14 protein-coding genes and 1 pseudogene are annotated in these 15,994 nt (G+C 44.1%); 1 reads left to right on the forward strand and 14 read right to left on the reverse strand.

Annotated elements, in window-relative coordinates; translation table 11 throughout:
- Window positions 1-312: pseudogene (locus tag CVD19_RS25040) on the forward strand (hypothetical protein); the annotation flags it as partial.
- Between the two features lie 198 nt (window positions 313-510).
- Here CVD19_RS25040 and CVD19_RS21570 read toward each other — a convergent pair.
- From CVD19_RS21570 to CVD19_RS21640, 14 genes are all read right to left on the reverse strand, one after another.
- Window positions 511-1,461: a ribose-phosphate diphosphokinase gene (locus CVD19_RS21570; RefSeq protein ID WP_374702916.1), complete on the reverse strand. Its 951-nt coding sequence runs from the start codon at window positions 1,459-1,461 to the stop codon at window positions 511-513.
- Between the two features lie 48 nt (window positions 1,462-1,509).
- The gene (locus CVD19_RS21575) at window positions 1,510-2,472 is read right to left on the reverse strand and encodes a 2-hydroxyacid dehydrogenase (RefSeq protein WP_101585247.1); all 963 of its coding nucleotides are present in this window, start codon (window positions 2,470-2,472) and stop codon (window positions 1,510-1,512) included.
- Window positions 2,473-2,708: 236 nt separating this feature from the next.
- A complete protein-coding gene (locus CVD19_RS21580; protein WP_101585248.1) occupies window positions 2,709-3,686 on the reverse strand; it encodes a ring-cleaving dioxygenase in 978 nt (325 codons plus the stop codon).
- 747 nt (window positions 3,687-4,433) lie between these two features.
- Window positions 4,434-4,988, reverse strand: coding sequence for a helix-turn-helix domain-containing protein (locus CVD19_RS21590; RefSeq protein WP_101585250.1), 555 nt, complete (start codon window positions 4,986-4,988; stop codon window positions 4,434-4,436).
- A gap of 226 nt (window positions 4,989-5,214) precedes the next feature.
- Window positions 5,215-5,826: a helix-turn-helix domain-containing protein gene (locus CVD19_RS21595; RefSeq protein WP_101585251.1), complete on the reverse strand. Its 612-nt coding sequence runs from the start codon at window positions 5,824-5,826 to the stop codon at window positions 5,215-5,217.
- A 75-nt stretch (window positions 5,827-5,901) separates the two neighbouring features.
- Window positions 5,902-6,900: an ABC transporter ATP-binding protein gene (locus CVD19_RS21600; RefSeq protein ID WP_101585252.1), complete on the reverse strand. Its 999-nt coding sequence runs from the start codon at window positions 6,898-6,900 to the stop codon at window positions 5,902-5,904.
- A 1-nt stretch (window position 6,901) separates the two neighbouring features.
- The gene (locus tag CVD19_RS21605) at window positions 6,902-7,894 is read right to left on the reverse strand and encodes an ABC transporter ATP-binding protein (RefSeq protein ID WP_101585253.1); all 993 of its coding nucleotides are present in this window, start codon (window positions 7,892-7,894) and stop codon (window positions 6,902-6,904) included.
- Window positions 7,891-8,886, reverse strand: coding sequence for a succinylglutamate desuccinylase/aspartoacylase family protein (locus CVD19_RS21610; protein ID WP_180953737.1), 996 nt, complete (start codon window positions 8,884-8,886; stop codon window positions 7,891-7,893). The genes CVD19_RS21605 and CVD19_RS21610 overlap by 4 nt, the downstream gene beginning before the upstream one ends.
- Window positions 8,887-8,948: 62 nt before the next feature.
- Window positions 8,949-9,917, reverse strand: a complete 969-nt coding sequence (locus CVD19_RS21615) for a succinylglutamate desuccinylase/aspartoacylase family protein (protein WP_180953738.1) — start codon at window positions 9,915-9,917, stop codon at window positions 8,949-8,951.
- A 166-nt stretch (window positions 9,918-10,083) separates the two neighbouring features.
- Window positions 10,084-11,049 carry a succinylglutamate desuccinylase/aspartoacylase family protein gene (locus tag CVD19_RS21620; protein ID WP_101585256.1) on the reverse strand — a complete coding sequence of 322 codons (966 nt, stop codon included), beginning with the start codon at window positions 11,047-11,049 and terminating at the stop codon, window positions 10,084-10,086.
- A 34-nt stretch (window positions 11,050-11,083) separates the two neighbouring features.
- Window positions 11,084-12,631, reverse strand: coding sequence for an ABC transporter substrate-binding protein (locus CVD19_RS21625; RefSeq protein WP_101585257.1), 1,548 nt, complete (start codon window positions 12,629-12,631; stop codon window positions 11,084-11,086).
- A 67-nt stretch (window positions 12,632-12,698) separates the two neighbouring features.
- The gene (locus CVD19_RS21630) at window positions 12,699-13,586 is read right to left on the reverse strand and encodes a succinylglutamate desuccinylase/aspartoacylase family protein (RefSeq protein ID WP_101585258.1); all 888 of its coding nucleotides are present in this window, start codon (window positions 13,584-13,586) and stop codon (window positions 12,699-12,701) included.
- A gap of 156 nt (window positions 13,587-13,742) precedes the next feature.
- Complete coding sequence (locus CVD19_RS21635; RefSeq protein ID WP_101585259.1) at window positions 13,743-14,582, reverse strand: ABC transporter permease; 840 nt, start codon at window positions 14,580-14,582, stop codon at window positions 13,743-13,745.
- Between the two features lie 12 nt (window positions 14,583-14,594).
- On the reverse strand, window positions 14,595-15,518 hold the full coding sequence (locus CVD19_RS21640; protein WP_180953739.1) for an ABC transporter permease: 924 nt from the start codon (window positions 15,516-15,518) through the stop codon (window positions 14,595-14,597).
- Window positions 15,519-15,994 lie beyond the last annotated feature (476 nt).

Consider the following 15,994-nt stretch of genomic DNA (forward strand, 5'->3'; position numbering starts at 1 on the left):
CTGGAAAGCAGGATCGATGGACTTGAAGACAGATTTGATGGACTTGAAAACAGGTTTGATGGACTTGAAGACAGATTTGATGGACTTGAAAACAGGTTTGATGGACTTGAAAACAGGGTTGACCGACTCGAGGAAAATCATAATAAACGATTCGATAACCTTGAACTTGGACAGGAAAGAATTTTGTCAGAGTTAAGAAGCAGTATTAGACATATGAATGAAACAGTCCAGGTTCATACGTTTGCTATTGAAATGCTTCACAAGGAGGTCAAACAAGGAATCATTGATGATTACAATGGGGATGAAACTTAAAAACTATTTTCATTTCACAAGAAGTGAACCATTTCTACAATCAACTTGTTTGTATTTTCTACTCTGAGCCGCTAATGTCTCATTTCCTTCTTCTGTACTTATTCCTACGATTTTAAGATTAGCATTCTCTCAGATTAAAAGCCTCCTCTTGTTTATATTAAAGAAGCCAACAGGCTTATCCAGTTGACTTCAGTAATACTATTCAAATAATGGACTTACTGCTATTTCATTATGAATGCGGCCAATCGCATCAGCAAATAATGGGGCAACAGATAGGGACGTAATATTACCTGCCTGCTTTTCCTCTGGCAGATGAATTGTGTTCGTCACCACCAGTTCTTTAATTGGTGATGATTTGATTCTACTGACAGCATGGCCGGACAGGATCGCATGTGTGCAGCAGGCATATACCGATTTTGCCCCTGCATCGACTAACGCGTTGGCAGCCAGTGTCATGGTTGTGGCCGTATCAATTACACCATCAATTATTATTGCATTTCTCCCTTCTATGGCACCTACGACATTTGTAACTTCAGCTAAATCTGGTTTGGGCCGTCGGATATCGATAAACGCTATCGGTGCATTTAATTTGCTCGCCATTTTTCTTGCCCTCACTACACCGCCTTGATTCGGCGCCACAACTACAATATCTTCCAACCCTTTGTATTGATAATACTCTGACAGGATCGGTACACCCAGTAGCTGATCTACAGGGATGTCAAAGAAACCCTGGATTTGCGGAGCATGAAGGTCAATAGTCAGAATCCTGGTTGCCCCCGCCTTTTCCAATAGGTTTGCAATGAGCTTCGCAGTGATTGGTTCGCGTGAACGGGCTTTTCTGTCCTGGCGTGCAAATCCGTAGTAGGGGATAACAACATTTATATTTTTTGCTGAAGCCCTTTTCAAAGCATCGATCATAATCAGAAGCTCCATAATATGTTCATTTCCGGGATATGAAGTGGATTGAACTAAAAATACATCGCTTCCCCGTACGCTTTCTTCTATATTAATTTGGATTTCACCATCACTGAATCGGGTTACAGAGCTTTTTCCCAGCTCACAGCCCAAAAGCAGGGCCATCTCACTAGCCAGCTGCCGGTTTGAATTTAATGCAAACATTTTGAAGCAGTTTTTTAATTGATAACTCACCTTTAAGCCTCCATGCTTGTTTTTTCGCTGATTGTCCGAATTCTTATTTTACCACACTGGTGTTATAGGTTCTTCCCCGTATAGTACCTTCACTAAATTGTCAGCCGCCAGATGGGCCATCTGCATTCTCGTTTTCACACTCGCGCTTCCTATATGTGGCAAAGCCACAACGTTTGGCAAGGAAAGCAAAGGATGATTCAGTGGCATTGGTTCCTGCTCGAAAACATCCAATCCTGCCGCCAAAATTTTCCCGTCCCTCAATGCATGATACAATGCTTCCTCATCCACAATTCCGCCCCGGGAGGTGTTGACGAGGATGGCCGTGCTTTTCATCATAGATAACTCTTCATTGCCGATCATGTGATGCACGCCGGGACTATAAGGAAGAAGGAGAGATACATAATCAGATTGCTGGAGCAACTCCTTCAATTCAGCATACTGAATATCAAGCTCCTGCTCTTTTTCCGGCTTTCGTGTACGGTTATAATACAGAACATTCATATCAAAGCCCTTCGCACGCTTCACAAGTGCTTCTCCAATCCTGCCCAATCCAATGATCCCCAAGGTTGCACCATAAACATCCTGCCCCGTCAGCTGCATCAGGGACCATGTTCCCCATTCACCATTGCGCAAAACATCGGATGCTTCGACGACTCTCCGGGCTGCCGCCATTAACAGTGCAAAAGTCAAATCGGCTGTCGTTTCAGTTAATACCCGGGGTGTATTTGTAACCACTATGCCTTTTGCAGCAGCAGCATCAACATCAATATTGTTATAGCCTACAGCCACGTTGCAAATGGCCTTTAATTGATTAGCATTCTTTAAAACCTCCTGATCAATCCGATCGGTTAACAAGCATAACAGGCCGTCCGCATTTGCTATTTCCTGAAGCAGCACCTCTTTTGGTACAGGGACATGTTCCTCTTCCCACATTCTTACATTAAAAAAATTAGTTAGTTTATCGACTATTTCCCCTGGCAGCTTTCTTGTAATATAAACTGTACTCGTCACACATTACCACCTCACATGTATCGATGGAAAATAACCTCAGTCACCGCCATTTTATTTCATCTCTCTGCAAAACATAAATCTTTTTCCTCCTTTATATTAAATGCCGGGGTGGCATTTTCCTTTAATATATTTAATAAAGGATTATTTTTTCAATAAAAAAACTGTTGTTAAATTACTAACAACAGATTGGGTTATTCATTTGCGCAACATTAGTTGGCACCAGTGAACTATTATCATCATTCCTTAACGAATTCCTTGTTACTTCTTACAGTATCGATTGGGCGGACCAATTTTTCGATTTGATCGCGTTTTGGTTCCAGGAATGGAGGCAGTGACAGTTTTTCGCCAAGGGTTTCATATGGCTCGTCCCCCATGAATCCTGGCCCATCTGTGGCAAATTCAAATAATATTTGTGGCGCAACCCTTGAATAAAGTGACTGGAAAAAGTATCGGTCCACATAACCAGAGGTCCGGAATCCGAAACTTTCCATTCGTTCGATCCATTCCTCAAGAACGGAACGGTCGTCAACCCGGAATGCTGCATGGTGAACAGTGCCAAAGCCTTGCTGAGCTGGAGGAAGGATTGCGTTGTATTCTACGACTACTTGAGCCCCGTTTCCTCCTTCACCCACTTCAAATAGATGGAAGGACCCTTCCTGGGCTATTTCTTTGAACATTAGCACCTTTTCCATCACTTCTTTAAAATAGTCAAAATTTGCGACTCGGACAAAAATCGGGCCCAACCCGGTTATTGCATGCTCGAGGGGGATTGGCCCTTTTTGCCATGGTGTACCGGCAGCTACGCCTTCATTTTTTTCATCGGATATCAACTGATATTGCTGGTCATCGAAATCAACAAAAGACAGTGTCTTTTTGCCGAATAGTTCCCTAATTCCAGTGTGTTCAACCTCCAGACGATCAAAACGTCTTACCCAGTAATCAAGCGCTGCGTCATTTGGTACACGGAAAGAAGTTTTTGAAATTTCGTTGGTGCCATGCACACCCTTTGGAATTCCCGGGAAGTCGAAGAATGTCATATCAGTTCCCGGGCTGCCTTTGTCGTCTGCAAAGAACAAGTGATATGTCTGGATATCGTCCTGGTTGACGGTTTTCTTAACTAAACGCATGCCTAAAACATATGTGAAAAATTCATAGTTCTTTTCGGCACTGCTGGTTATTGCGGTTACGTGATGTATTCCTTTTAAGCCGTTCATCTTTTGCCTCCAATTCATTTTTATGGTTTCGGTTAATTCCGTCTTATTTGTTATTGTACATACCCTTTTCATTTTTCCGAAAAATGAGTTGCTGATCCATATAGAAACAATGCATTTTATCTCGAATTAAATTATTTTTAATTCAAAATAAATCTATCATTGATATTATTTGTTGTCAATGAGTTGAAGCACCACCTACAGATCAGGAAGCTTACCATTGCAACCGTTCTTCATGATTTATCGTCTAAATTCATTAACAAAGCGGTGGTGGTGAAAAGCATGACGAAAAATAAAGCACCATATGATTTAAAGCAAAGGCAAATACAAAAGTCATATCAGGAAACGCTTAAGAAAAAGCAATCGAAACAACAAGATAATAAAAGGTATATACTATTGCTGTCTTGCTTGTTTCTAGGTAGTCTCTTGTTAGCGATGATGATACATTTCATTGAATATGGTCGTGTCCTCCCAGGCGGCTGACAGAAATGGGTAAAATCATGCAATAGTAAAGCCCATTCTCATTGACCATCGCTTTAGAAATCTTGAATAATCTAACACAATGCTCGCTCAGTAATACAGTTCTCTACAGCATAACCACTTATTATAAAAAACAGACTGAATAAATCATTCAGCCTGTTTCGCTTATTTAGTCTCCGACCAGTAATTATAATATACCAACACACAAAATCTTAATGCATTATATAGAAGCAAAGCGGTTTCGTTTAGGGGGATCATATTTTAACAAACTTACTTCTTTATGATCGGTGGTGTAACCGCCCATAATGTAACTACCTGCGCATTTGTCCTGTTCTCCCAGCCATGTGGTATGTTACCGGGGAAGTAAATACTGTCACCTTCCTTAACCTCAAAGCTGTCATCGCCCAGATGAAGTGTCAAGGTCCCATTTAAAACATAGCCTACCTCTTCTGCACTGTTGACGTATAGTTTGTCACTCTTGCCCCCTGGCTCTATCATGATCATATGCATTTCTATATTTCTGGAATTATTGGTGGGTGTTAACAAAAAAACCTCAGCTTTTTCAGCTGGACTGTTTAGCTTCTTGCGCCTGTTTTTTCGGACGACATACTCTTCTTCTGATTCATTGGTGTCTTCTTCAAAAAAATAAATAAGAGGCACATTCAATATTTCTGCGATTTTTTTTAATGTATTGATGGAGGGATTGGCAATATTCCGTTCGATTTGACTAATGAAACTAGGTGTGCACTCTGACAGTTCAGATAGCTGCCGAACCGACATGTCCATACTTTTTCGTAATGTTCTTATTTTCGTTCCAATATCCAAGGATAATTCCTCCTGCGCTTAGACTTACATGAAAACATATGTAACATCCCGAGGATTCACTCATGGGATTAAAATTGATGTATTAATTCCTCTATCAGTATATCACAATCCCTAATTTTGGCATATTTGGACTTTAAATATTTGTGAAATACTATGTTACACACATCAAGGCTTATTTTAAGACGCACACAGGTGCGTTCACTCTTTTCAAATTCCATAGATGATTTCAGTGAGAATGTGCCACATAATTACTTTCTCCTAAAAGCAGACTCTCCCCTGTTCTAATGATTGACGGCGTTACCGCAAACAACATAATCGCCTCTATTGATGAATTATTTTCCCATCCATGCGGTATTTTCCCAGAAAAATAAATACCATCTCCTTGTTCCAAATTGAAACGCTCGTCGCCTAAAATTATCGTTATTTTCCCCTTCAGTACATAACCGACTTCTTCAGCGATATTGATATATAATTTATCACTTTTACCACCGGGCACCACTGCCATCAAATGCATTTCAATATTCTTGCTCCCAATGCACGAAGGTGATAGAAGTGATATATCCGTTTTTTCGCTTTCGCTATAAAATTTTCTTCTTTTATGATGTCGAACAATATAATTTTTTTCAAACTCGTTGGAATGAGTTTCTTCCTCGAAAAAATCAACTAAAGAAACTTCGAGGACAGCACTTATTTTTTTCAAAGTGTTTATGGAGGGATTCGCCATGTCCCGCTCAATTTGGCTGATATAGCTCGGCGTACATTCCACCAAATCAGCCAGTTGTCGAACTGTCATATCTTGCTGCTCTCTTAACCTTCTGATGTTCCTTCCGAACTCCAAATGAACCCCTCCCGGTCGTCACAAATTTGACCCATTTTTTTACCTCCGGGATCACCCGGAGGGATAAATGGGTGTCTAAGTCTGTGGATAGTGGCATGCCACCCACCGTCCAGGCTTCTTTTCTTCGAATTTCGGTTCTTCTTGTTTGCATAAATCTGTAGCAAGAGGGCAGCGGGTATGAAACCGGCAGCCACTTGGCGGGTTTATCGGGTTGGGTACATCTCCTTGCAAGATAATTCTTGCCCTCTTTCTCTGCTGGAGCGGATTTGGCAAAGGAATGGCCGACAATAATGCCTGTGTATAGGGATGTGCAGGAGCAAGATAGATTTCTTCCGTACTTCCGAGCTCCACAATCTTTCCCAGGTACATCACTGCCACCCGATTGCATATATGCCTGATGACTGAGAGGTCGTGGGAAATGAATAGATAGGTTAATCCCAGTTCCTCCTGAAGATCCTGAAGAAGATTAATCACCTGCGACTGAACGGACACATCCAGAGCCGATATCGGTTCGTCACAAACGATCAGCCTCGGGTTTAACGCAAGTGCACGTGCGATTCCAATCCTCTGCCGTTGTCCTCCTGAAAATTCATGGGGATACCTGGAAATATGATTTCTATCAAGCCCGACTTTTTCAAGCAGCGATTGTACCCGGTCGCGCCGTTCTCCCCTTGAGCCCTGCCTATGCACTCTCAAAGGCTCTCCCACAATTTCACTCACCTTATGCTTCGGGTTCAGTGAGGCGTATGGATCTTGAAAAACTATTTGCATTTCCCTGCGAATATGCCGAAGCTGTGATTCCCGGTAATTGGTTATGTCTGTATCCCTATAGATGACCTGTCCGCCTGTCGGTTTCTGCAGACGTAAAATATTCCTGCCCAATGTGGATTTTCCACAGCCTGACTCGCCAACAATGCCCAGTGTTTCTCCCTCATCTACCGTAAAAGAAACATCATCGACAGCCTTGACCCATTCCCTCGACCGATTAAAAAAGCTTTTCTTGACAGGATAATACTTTTTAATATTCTTGACATCAAGAAGAGGCAATTTGGTTTCTATTGCATTGTCTATCAATTTAAATCACCTCTTGTTCACGAAGTTTACTGTAATGCCAGCATGCAACGCGCCGGCCCTTTTCAACCTGTTCTGCTTCCGGCTCTGATTCCCTGCATTTGTCTGTTGCAAACGGACACCTGGGGTGAAACAAGCACCCCTCCGGTTTGTTTAATGGATTTGGTATTACCCCTTTGATGGTTTGCAATCTGCCTGTCTGCCCTTCAAGTGAGGGCATGGCTTCCAACAACCCTAGTGTGTAAGGATGGTAAGGACGCTGAAAGATGTCCCACACACTGGCTTCTTCAACAACCTTGCCTGCATACATAACGACAACCCTATCAGCCATGTCGGCAACCACACCAAGATCATGTGTAATCAGGAGTATGGACATTCCAAGTTTTTCTTTTAACCCTTTCATCAACTCCAGGACCTGTGCTTGAATGGTCACATCCAAAGCAGTCGTTGGCTCGTCGGCAATTAATAGCTTGGGATCGCAAGCAAGGGCCATCGCGATCATGATCCTCTGCCTCATGCCTCCAGAGAGCTGGTGAGGATACTCGTGCACCCGCTGTTCTGGAGATGGGATACCAACCATACGAAGCAAATCGACCGACTTATCCATCGCGTCTTTTTTCTTTAGTCCTCTGTGGTAGCGCAGCGATTCTGCGATTTGGTCGCCGACTGTAAAAACAGGATTCAAGGACGTCATCGGCTCCTGAAAAATCATCGCTATCTCATTTCCACGTACCTGTCGTATCTCTTTCTTACTTTTATTCAGCAGGTTCTCGCCTTTCAGTAAAATTTCGCCTCTGTTAACCTTGCCTGTCGGCTGGGATAACAGACCCATGATCGCCAGGGATGTTACACTCTTCCCAGATCCTGACTCACCAACAATGCAGACCGTCTCGGACGGCTGTATCTGAAAAGATACACCGTCCACAGCCGGCAATGATTCGTGTTTGCTTTTAAAACTGACAGCTAAATCACGAACCTCTAGAATTGGAGTATTCATGAGTCTTTTCCGGAAGTTTTATGACCTACAATCGGAATAGCTTCTGCAATTAGCTGGCCAGGATGGACAGGCCAATACCGATGCCCTACGGCTGCAATGTAGGCGTTATCCGATGGACAAAAAAGCTCTTCTGTCACATCGCCATAGAGATTCATGACAGAACCGATTAAATCTCCTTTATTCAGCACTTCCCCTACATGGCAGGCAGGAACAAACAAGCCGCCTTCTCCAACAAAGAAGAAATCTGCTCCATTGATGATGGTATATTCTTGTTGTACGGGGGCTTCGCCCGGGAGCATGTCAAGTGCCTTCATTGCATTTTCAATCGACTCTTTAAAGAGGCGCTCATGATCCTCGGTGACATTGCCGCCGCCACACTCAACCGCCACTGCGGGAATGCCCTTGCTTACCAGGTGAGCAGTGCCAGTTCCATTGATATCGGTCTCAGCCTCCGAACGCCAGATCACATCCGATCCCATGCGCTCGGCTAGCCACATCGATTTTTTTCCGGCTTCGGATTCATCATAATCGCAAATGACATAGAAAGGGACATATGCGCCATTTCCACCCGAATGGAAATCGACAACATAATCCGCGGTTTCAGTTTGGGCCGTAAGCAAAGCATGTGCTAGGCGCTGGCTGTACGTACCATTCGCATCACCTGGGAAAATGCGGTTAAGATTGGCTCCATCAAGTGGAGATGTCCTATACCTAGCCTTGAATGACGGCAGATTGGTAACTGGTACACCAATCAATGTGCCGCGCAGCTGGCTTAAATCTAGCTCTTGAAAAAAGCGGATGATGGATGCCGCACCGCCATATTCATCTCCGTGAACACAAGCCTGTACCCATAGCGTCGGCCCTTCTTCGTTCCCTGTTGCAACCAATACGGGCAGCTTAAATGGGGTACCATCCGTATCAGTTCCTACTTGTAAAAATCCTCTCGTTTTTTCTCCCTGTACCGCCTCAGCTGTTCCAACCGTTTTCACCATTTGAATTCCTCCAATTTGTTTATCTTTTAATTTTGATATCATATTCTTGCCTGGCAAGCTATCTAGTCCTCGATCGGGATTGCCTCAGCAATCAATTCACCGGGGTCAGACGGCCAGTAACGGTGTCCGATGGCAGCGATATAGGAGCGATCCGAAGGACAACGAACTTCCTCTGTCACATCTCCAAACAGGTTGATGATTGACCCAATCAGATCTCCTTTGTTCAAAACATCACCCACTTTACAAGCTGGTACGAACAACCCGCCTTCACCGTTAAAAATAAAATCTGCCTTATTGATGACGGTATATTCTTTTTGAACAGGCGGCTCGCCCTCAAGCATGTTTAATGCTTTCATCGCGTTTCTGATGGAGGCTTTAAAATCACGCTCATGTTCTTCCGTTACATTTCCTCCTCCACATTCAACCGTTACTGTAGGAATCCCGTTTTTCACAAAATGCGCAGTGCCGGTTCCGCCCGTCCCAGCTTCCCCTGCAGATCGCCAAATGACATCAGAACCCATTCTCTCAGCCAGCCACATAGACTTCTTCGCCGTTTCCGAGTCATCGTACTTGCAGATCATGTAAAAAGGAACTTCACAACCGATACCGCCTGAATGCAAATCCAGTACATAATCGGCGGTATCCAATACTGCATTCAGCAAGACGTGTGCCAAACGCTGACTGTATGTTCCCTTTGGGTCTCCGGGAAAAATGCGGTTCAGGTTTGCACCATCGAGGGGAGAAACCCGGCTTCTAGCTTTGAATGAAGGCGGGTTTGTCACCGGAACACCAACAAAGGTTCCATGAAGCTGATTCACATCCAATTCCTGAAAGAACCTTATGATTGATGCCGCACCGCCATATTCTTCACCATGAATACAGCCCTGAACCCAAATAGTCGGGCCCTCTTCCTTTCCTGCCGCAACTAGAACAGGTAAATGAAATTCACTCCCGTCAGTGTCGGTGCCTACCTTTATTTGGCCCCTCGTTTTCGCCCCTTTTATGAATTGTGCTGTGCCAACTGTTTTCAATAGATTGATCCTCCCTCACATTTTTTCTATCGAAGACGCTATCTTTCTTTTAATCATTTTCGAAAATCACTCGGTGTTTAATGGTGATTGAGCTGTAACATAGTTTTTCGGGTTACAAACACCTCACCAGGGTCAAAGCTCATGCTGCTTTCACCCTGGTCGGAGCTTATTCTTTTGTATAAGTTTCAGCAACAAGCTGGCCCGGATGTAATGGCCAGAAACGGTGGCCGGTGGCAGCAAGATAGGCGTTGTCCGAGGAACATCTGATTTCCTCGGTTACCTCTCCGTACAGGTTCATGATTGAACCAATCAAGTCTCCCTTGCTTATAACCGAACCAACTTCACAGGCTGGCACAAACAACCCACCCTGGCCAGCGAAAATAAAGTCACCTTGTTTGTACACAGCATACTCCTCCTGGACAGGTGCCTCACCAGGAATCATATCCAGGGCCTTCAAGGCGTTCCCAATTGAATCCTTGAACAGCTGTTCATGTTTCTCTGTAACATTGCCGCCTCCTACCTCAATCGTAACCGCAGGAATGCCTTTTTGAGTCAGATAATCGGTCCCGACACCGGTCGTCGCTCCAGGTCCTCCAGCCTGCCAGATCACTTCGGCACCCATGCGTTCAGCAAGCCACATCGATTTCCGAGAAGCTTCGTTTTTACCCTGACGGCAGATCATAAAGTAATCGACATGGATCCCAATCCCGCCAGAATGCAGGTCAAGTACATAATCGGCAGTTTCGGAGATGGTTTCGATTAAAGCGTGGGCTAAGCGCTGGCTGAATGTCCCCTGAGGATCTCCCGGGAAAATCCGGTTGAGATTTGCCCCGTCAATAGGGGAAGTTCGGTAGCGTGCCTTGAAGGAAGGCAGGTTGACGACAGGTACACCCACTACAGTTCCTTTTAACTGTCCAAGATCCAACTCCTGGATAAAGCGGATAATGGAAGCAGCACCGCCATATTCGTCACCGTGGATACAGCCTTGTACCCAAACAACAGGTCCCTCTTCTGCACCTGAGGCGATTAATACTGGTATCTGAATGGGAGAACCATCGGTATCGCTGCCAACCAATAGATGGCCCCTCGTTTTTTCTCCTTGAACAAATTGTGCTGTGCCAACAGTTTTCAATGCATAACCTCCCTATTGTTTCAAATCTATTACACTATTTTCGATATTCGGCATCCCGGAGAATACTATATTCATCAAGTCTTGGAGTAAAGCCGGTCACTCCCTTTCTAACCCCGATAACCTGCGGCTCATAGTAAAGCGGAAGTGTCGGTTTGTCGTCATGCAGAATCTCCTGGATTTGCTTATAAAGGTCAGCCGCTTCACCATCATCGATGGTCTGGATTGCCTCATCCATCAGCGCGTCAACTTCCGGGTTGGAATAGTTATTTTCGGATGTTGCTGAGTGGAAATAACCGTCCCAGTGCTTACTAGGATTGATCGTAAAATCTGTTGCACCAATGAACCAGATATCATAGGCATCAGTATCAGTCTTTGGAACATAGGAGCTCCACTCAAGAGTTTCCAGCTCAACATTCACTCCGGCTTTTTTCAACATACCGGCAATCGCTTCGCCCATCTGTTTATCCATGGCATATCGTCCAACAGGAGCACCCATCTTGATAGGTGAACCATCATAGCCGGATTCGTTGACAAGCTTCTTGGCTTCTTCCAGATCAAACTTATAAACTGGCAAATCTTCGTTAAAGCCGATGGTTCCTGGTGGAGAGACTGAAGAGGCAGGAATTGTTGTACCGCCCAGGACATTATTGACCAATGATTTTCGGTCTATGGCTAATGACAGTGCTTCTCTGAAATTTTTATCAGCAATCCACTTGTTTTTAAATTCAAGGACAAGGAAATCTACCCTTAAAGTTTTTGTTTGTGAAACTTCAAGATTTTGATCATTTTTGATGGTGTTAAGCTTATCAGGGGACATCGTTTCGGCAATTTGGACATCACCGCGTTGCAGGGCAGCGAGACGGACGGAACTTTCAGGCATGATCCTGAAACGTATGTTTTTTGTCTTGCCCTTCTTGCCCCAGTATTCATCAAAACGGGTTAAGAGCAATTCGTTGTTGGGCGTGTATTTCTCAACCTTATAAGGTCCTGTACCGACAGGCTCGGTGTTATACTTTTCACCAAGTGATTTCACGGCGCCCGGTTCGACGATTGGCACCTGGGCAAGTGAGCTGACAAGCCCCCTTGTTGGTGTTTTTGTCTTAATGAAAACGGTTGAGTCACCTTCTGTCGTTACCTCAGCTACGTCTCTTAACCAAGTTTTAAGTGGTGTATTAAAGTTTGGATCCAGGATGGAATCAATCGTGAACTTTACAGAGTCTGGAGTTAGAGGAGCACCGTTATGAAACTTCACTCCTTTGCGGAGGGTGAATTTCCATGTCAGATCATCCACGTTTTCAAAACTTTCAGCGAGAACGCCTTCAAGCTTAACTTGATCTCCTTCTATGGTGCGGAATACAAGAGGTTCAAATATGTGGGAATTCATGCTGTAACCCGGTCCAGACCAGGTTTTACGCGGATCTAAGCTGATTGGGTCCGATCCGGTCGCAATCGCGATTTCATCTTCAGCCTTTTTCGTGTTATTTTTGTCGTTATCCTTCGTTGAAGTGGAACTTGACGAAGAACAAGCACCTAGGACAAACATGATAACTAACAGTAATAAAGAAACTTTCATCCTTCTCATTTCAACATAGCCCCCTTACATTACATTTGTTTAAAGCAGTAAACCATTAAAGTCGAAAAACAGAATATTACCTCCTTTCTACCTGAGCTGAGGCAAAATAAGCAACCTTATCACCAGTGGTAACGGCCTGATTTCCGGCCATAGGATAAGCAATGATCAACCCGCTGACCGGGGAAACCATCTCATCAATCTTCTCTCCAAATACGTTATGGACCGTAGCGAACACTTCGCCCTTTTCCACTGAATCCCCGACATACTTACGGAAGTAAATAAACCCGCCAGTATTTGCAAAACAGGATGTATAGAGCAATCGTTCACCAAACGGGATAGCGTTTGGGAGAGGTACAGGTTCTCCATCCAGCATGCAAAGATATTTCATGACATTTTTAACGCCAACCACTCCTGCCTCGCTGGAATCAGGGTCAAAGCGCCGTGAAAAAACAAGCTCCGGTGTAATGACTGGCTTTCCTATTTCTGATAAATATCCACTGAAGGTACCCGGTGTATGTCCTGCCGGTGTCACCGTAATCGCCCCGAACGCTTTCGCCATACCTAAGGATACATGTTGAACATTTGCATTCGCTGCATCATCTACTATGGTAAAAACACAGGACGGCGGATTGCAGGAATGGAAATCAATCACATAATCTGCTTCTTTGACGAAAACATCCACCAGCGTGTGGGCAACTCTCTGGCTTAGCGTGCCGACAGCACTGCCGGGAAACACACGATTAAGGTCGGCAGAATCCTGCGGGGTGAAACGACTCGATGCTCCGAGCGCAAACGGATTGACAACAGGAATGGCAAGCACCCTTCCACGGACCTTTCTAAAATCAAGCTCCTCGTGCATCAAACGGTTAATTACATCGTATCCGCCAATTTCGATTCCATGAATTAGGGCTGTCAGCAATAATGTCGGACCTGGTTGATGGCCTTCACCAACTATAAGGGGCATACATATTTCTGTCCCATCTGGCAGAGTTGCTAAGGGTAATCGTGCTGTGTGAACCTCACCCGGCCTGCATTCTAATTCATCTAAACTCTGAACGCGTATTTTTGACAACTGCTTGTTCAACTCCCTTTTCAATAGATTTATTTACCCACCAGGTGTTTATCGCGGATCAAGAGCATCACGCAACCCATCACCAAATAAATTAGCACTCATCGCAACAACCATGAGCATGATTCCAGGAAAAACAGCAATCCACCATGCATCCAGCATGTATTCCCTGCCATCCGCCAGCATCCCTCCCCAGGTCGGCTGACTTGCAGGCACCCCGAGACCTAGGAAACTAAGTGACGACTCTGCAATAATCAATGTGGCGACTTGAAAGCTGGCAACCACTATGAAAGGTGATATGATGTTAGGAAGAATATGCCTGAATAGAATCGTGAACTGCGAAGCGCCTACCGCCTTTGTCGCCTCTATGAATTCCAAGTGTTTAATCGACAGGACAGAGCTTCTGACCACTTTTGCATACGATATCCAGCTAGTTACTGATAGCACAAGCACGATGTTCATCACGCTCGGGCCAAGGATTGTCACCATAGTAAGCGCCAACAATAAGAACGGAAAGGCTAGCTGCATATCGGCAATCCGCATCAGGACACTGTCAATCCATCCGCCTGAATAACCGGATACAAGACCGATAATAAGACCAATCGTGCCACCAATTAAAACAGCTCCTGCCGCAACACTGATAGAAACCCTTGAACCGGCAATTAAACGGCTGAGAACGTCCCGGCCTAACTGATCAGTTCCAAGTACATGCTTCACTCCTTCGCTATCGGTCCAGCCTGGTGGTTTCAACCGCAACTCAATATTTTGTTCTTCAGGATCCATTGGTACGAGAGCGGTTGCAAATATCGCCATCAAAAGGACCAATAACATAAGGACAAGCCCGACAGCAGCAATCTTTCTTTCACTTATTTTTCGAATGGCAGTGCCCATTTCCCTCACCCCTCATGAATCAACGACAATACGACGGTCGATGACTGCATACAGAATATCTACGATAAAATTGATGATGACAAACACTAGGGCTGAAACGATTACTAGTGACTGTATCATCGGGTAATCACGGAATTGAATTGATTGAACGGTCAGGAATCCCAACCCTGGCCAGGAAAAGATATATTCCGTGATTATAGCACCGCCAAGAAGCTGTCCTGTCTGGAGACCAATCATCGTAATGGTAGGAATTAACGCATTTTTAAAGACGTGCTTAAATAGGACAATTTTCTCCGGCAGACCTTTTGCACGAGCAGTCCTGACATAATCATTATGGAGCACATCCAGCATGCTTGATCGCATGAGCCGGGAAATTAAAGCCAACTGGTAAACTGCCAGTGTGAAGGCCGGCAGAATCAGGTTATTCCAGCTGCCATATCCAGTAGTAGGAAGCAGCTGCCACTTTACTGCTATTAATAATATCAACATCATCCCAAGCCAGTAGCTCGGCACCGACTGACCAAGCATGGCCAGTACACTGACTGCATAGTCAGACAGGGAGTTCTTTTTCACCGCCGCCAGCATTCCAAGCGGGATTGCAATCACAATGGCAATGACCATCGCCCAAAAGACAAGGATTGCAGTGGCTGGTAAATTTTCCATTATGAGCTCCATGGACGGAACTCCCCGATTTAAGGAATTACCGAAATCCATGAAAATCATTTGCTTAAAATAAACGATGTACTGTGACCAAATTGGAAGATTCAACCCCATAGCTTCTCTCATTTGATGAAGCTCCTCTTGGGTGGCGTTTTCCGGAAGCATAAGGGTTGCCGGATCACCAGGAATCACCCTCAGGATAAAAAATGCAATTCCCGAAGCCCCAATCAATACAATCAGTGCCTGGAACAGCCGCCTTAATATAAACCGTCCCATCATTTCACCTCCTGATATCTATCACTTTGTGGTAAATGTAGATTTATTTCACCTCGAATGATTCATTGGTCACCTCCTTAAATGTCGGCATAGATATTTGTTCATATCTTCCACGGCCGTTAACTACAAGTAATCAAAATTTACCGAAAACGTTAAGTATGATTTTACTAAAAAAGATGTAATGTTTCGTTCATTTCTTATTATCTACCAAATTGTCCATTTGGACTTACTTAAAATTAAGTATATATTAATATCTGAATATTATGAAACATATTTTATCGACATTTTATTCGATTGTCTAGCATTATTTTTATTTTTTTGTTAAGTAATACTGAACAAATAGATCAACGTTTTTGATTTCAGACGATCCCATTTATTGTTCAGTTCTTTTATATCTTGTTAAATATAGATTACATACTTTTTTCACCTTAAGTTGGTCTAGCGAATTATTCAGAATGCCTCATTGATTTTAAAAA

It is taken from the genome of Bacillus sp. T33-2, assembly GCF_002860205.1.
Taxonomy (GTDB): Bacteria; Bacillota; Bacilli; order Bacillales; family Cytobacillaceae; genus T33-2.

Coding starts and splice junctions, on each gene's coding strand:
- CVD19_RS21580 (WP_101585248.1), bottom strand. CDS start 3,686: ATGAACGGCTTAAAAGGAATACATCACGTAACCGCAATAACCAGCAGT.
- CVD19_RS21605 (WP_101585253.1), bottom strand. CDS start 7,894: ATGAATACTCCAATTCTAGAGGTTCGTGATTTAGCTGTCAGTTTTAAA.
- CVD19_RS21610 (WP_180953737.1), bottom strand. CDS start 8,886: ATGGTGAAAACGGTTGGAACAGCTGAGGCGGTACAGGGAGAAAAAACG.
- CVD19_RS21625 (WP_101585257.1), bottom strand. CDS start 12,631: ATGAGAAGGATGAAAGTTTCTTTATTACTGTTAGTTATCATGTTTGTC.
- CVD19_RS21630 (WP_101585258.1), bottom strand. CDS start 13,586: ATGCCCCTTATAGTTGGTGAAGGCCATCAACCAGGTCCGACATTATTG.
- CVD19_RS21635 (WP_101585259.1), bottom strand. CDS start 14,582: ATGGGCACTGCCATTCGAAAAATAAGTGAAAGAAAGATTGCTGCTGTC.
- CVD19_RS21640 (WP_180953739.1), bottom strand. CDS start 15,518: ATGGGACGGTTTATATTAAGGCGGCTGTTCCAGGCACTGATTGTATTG.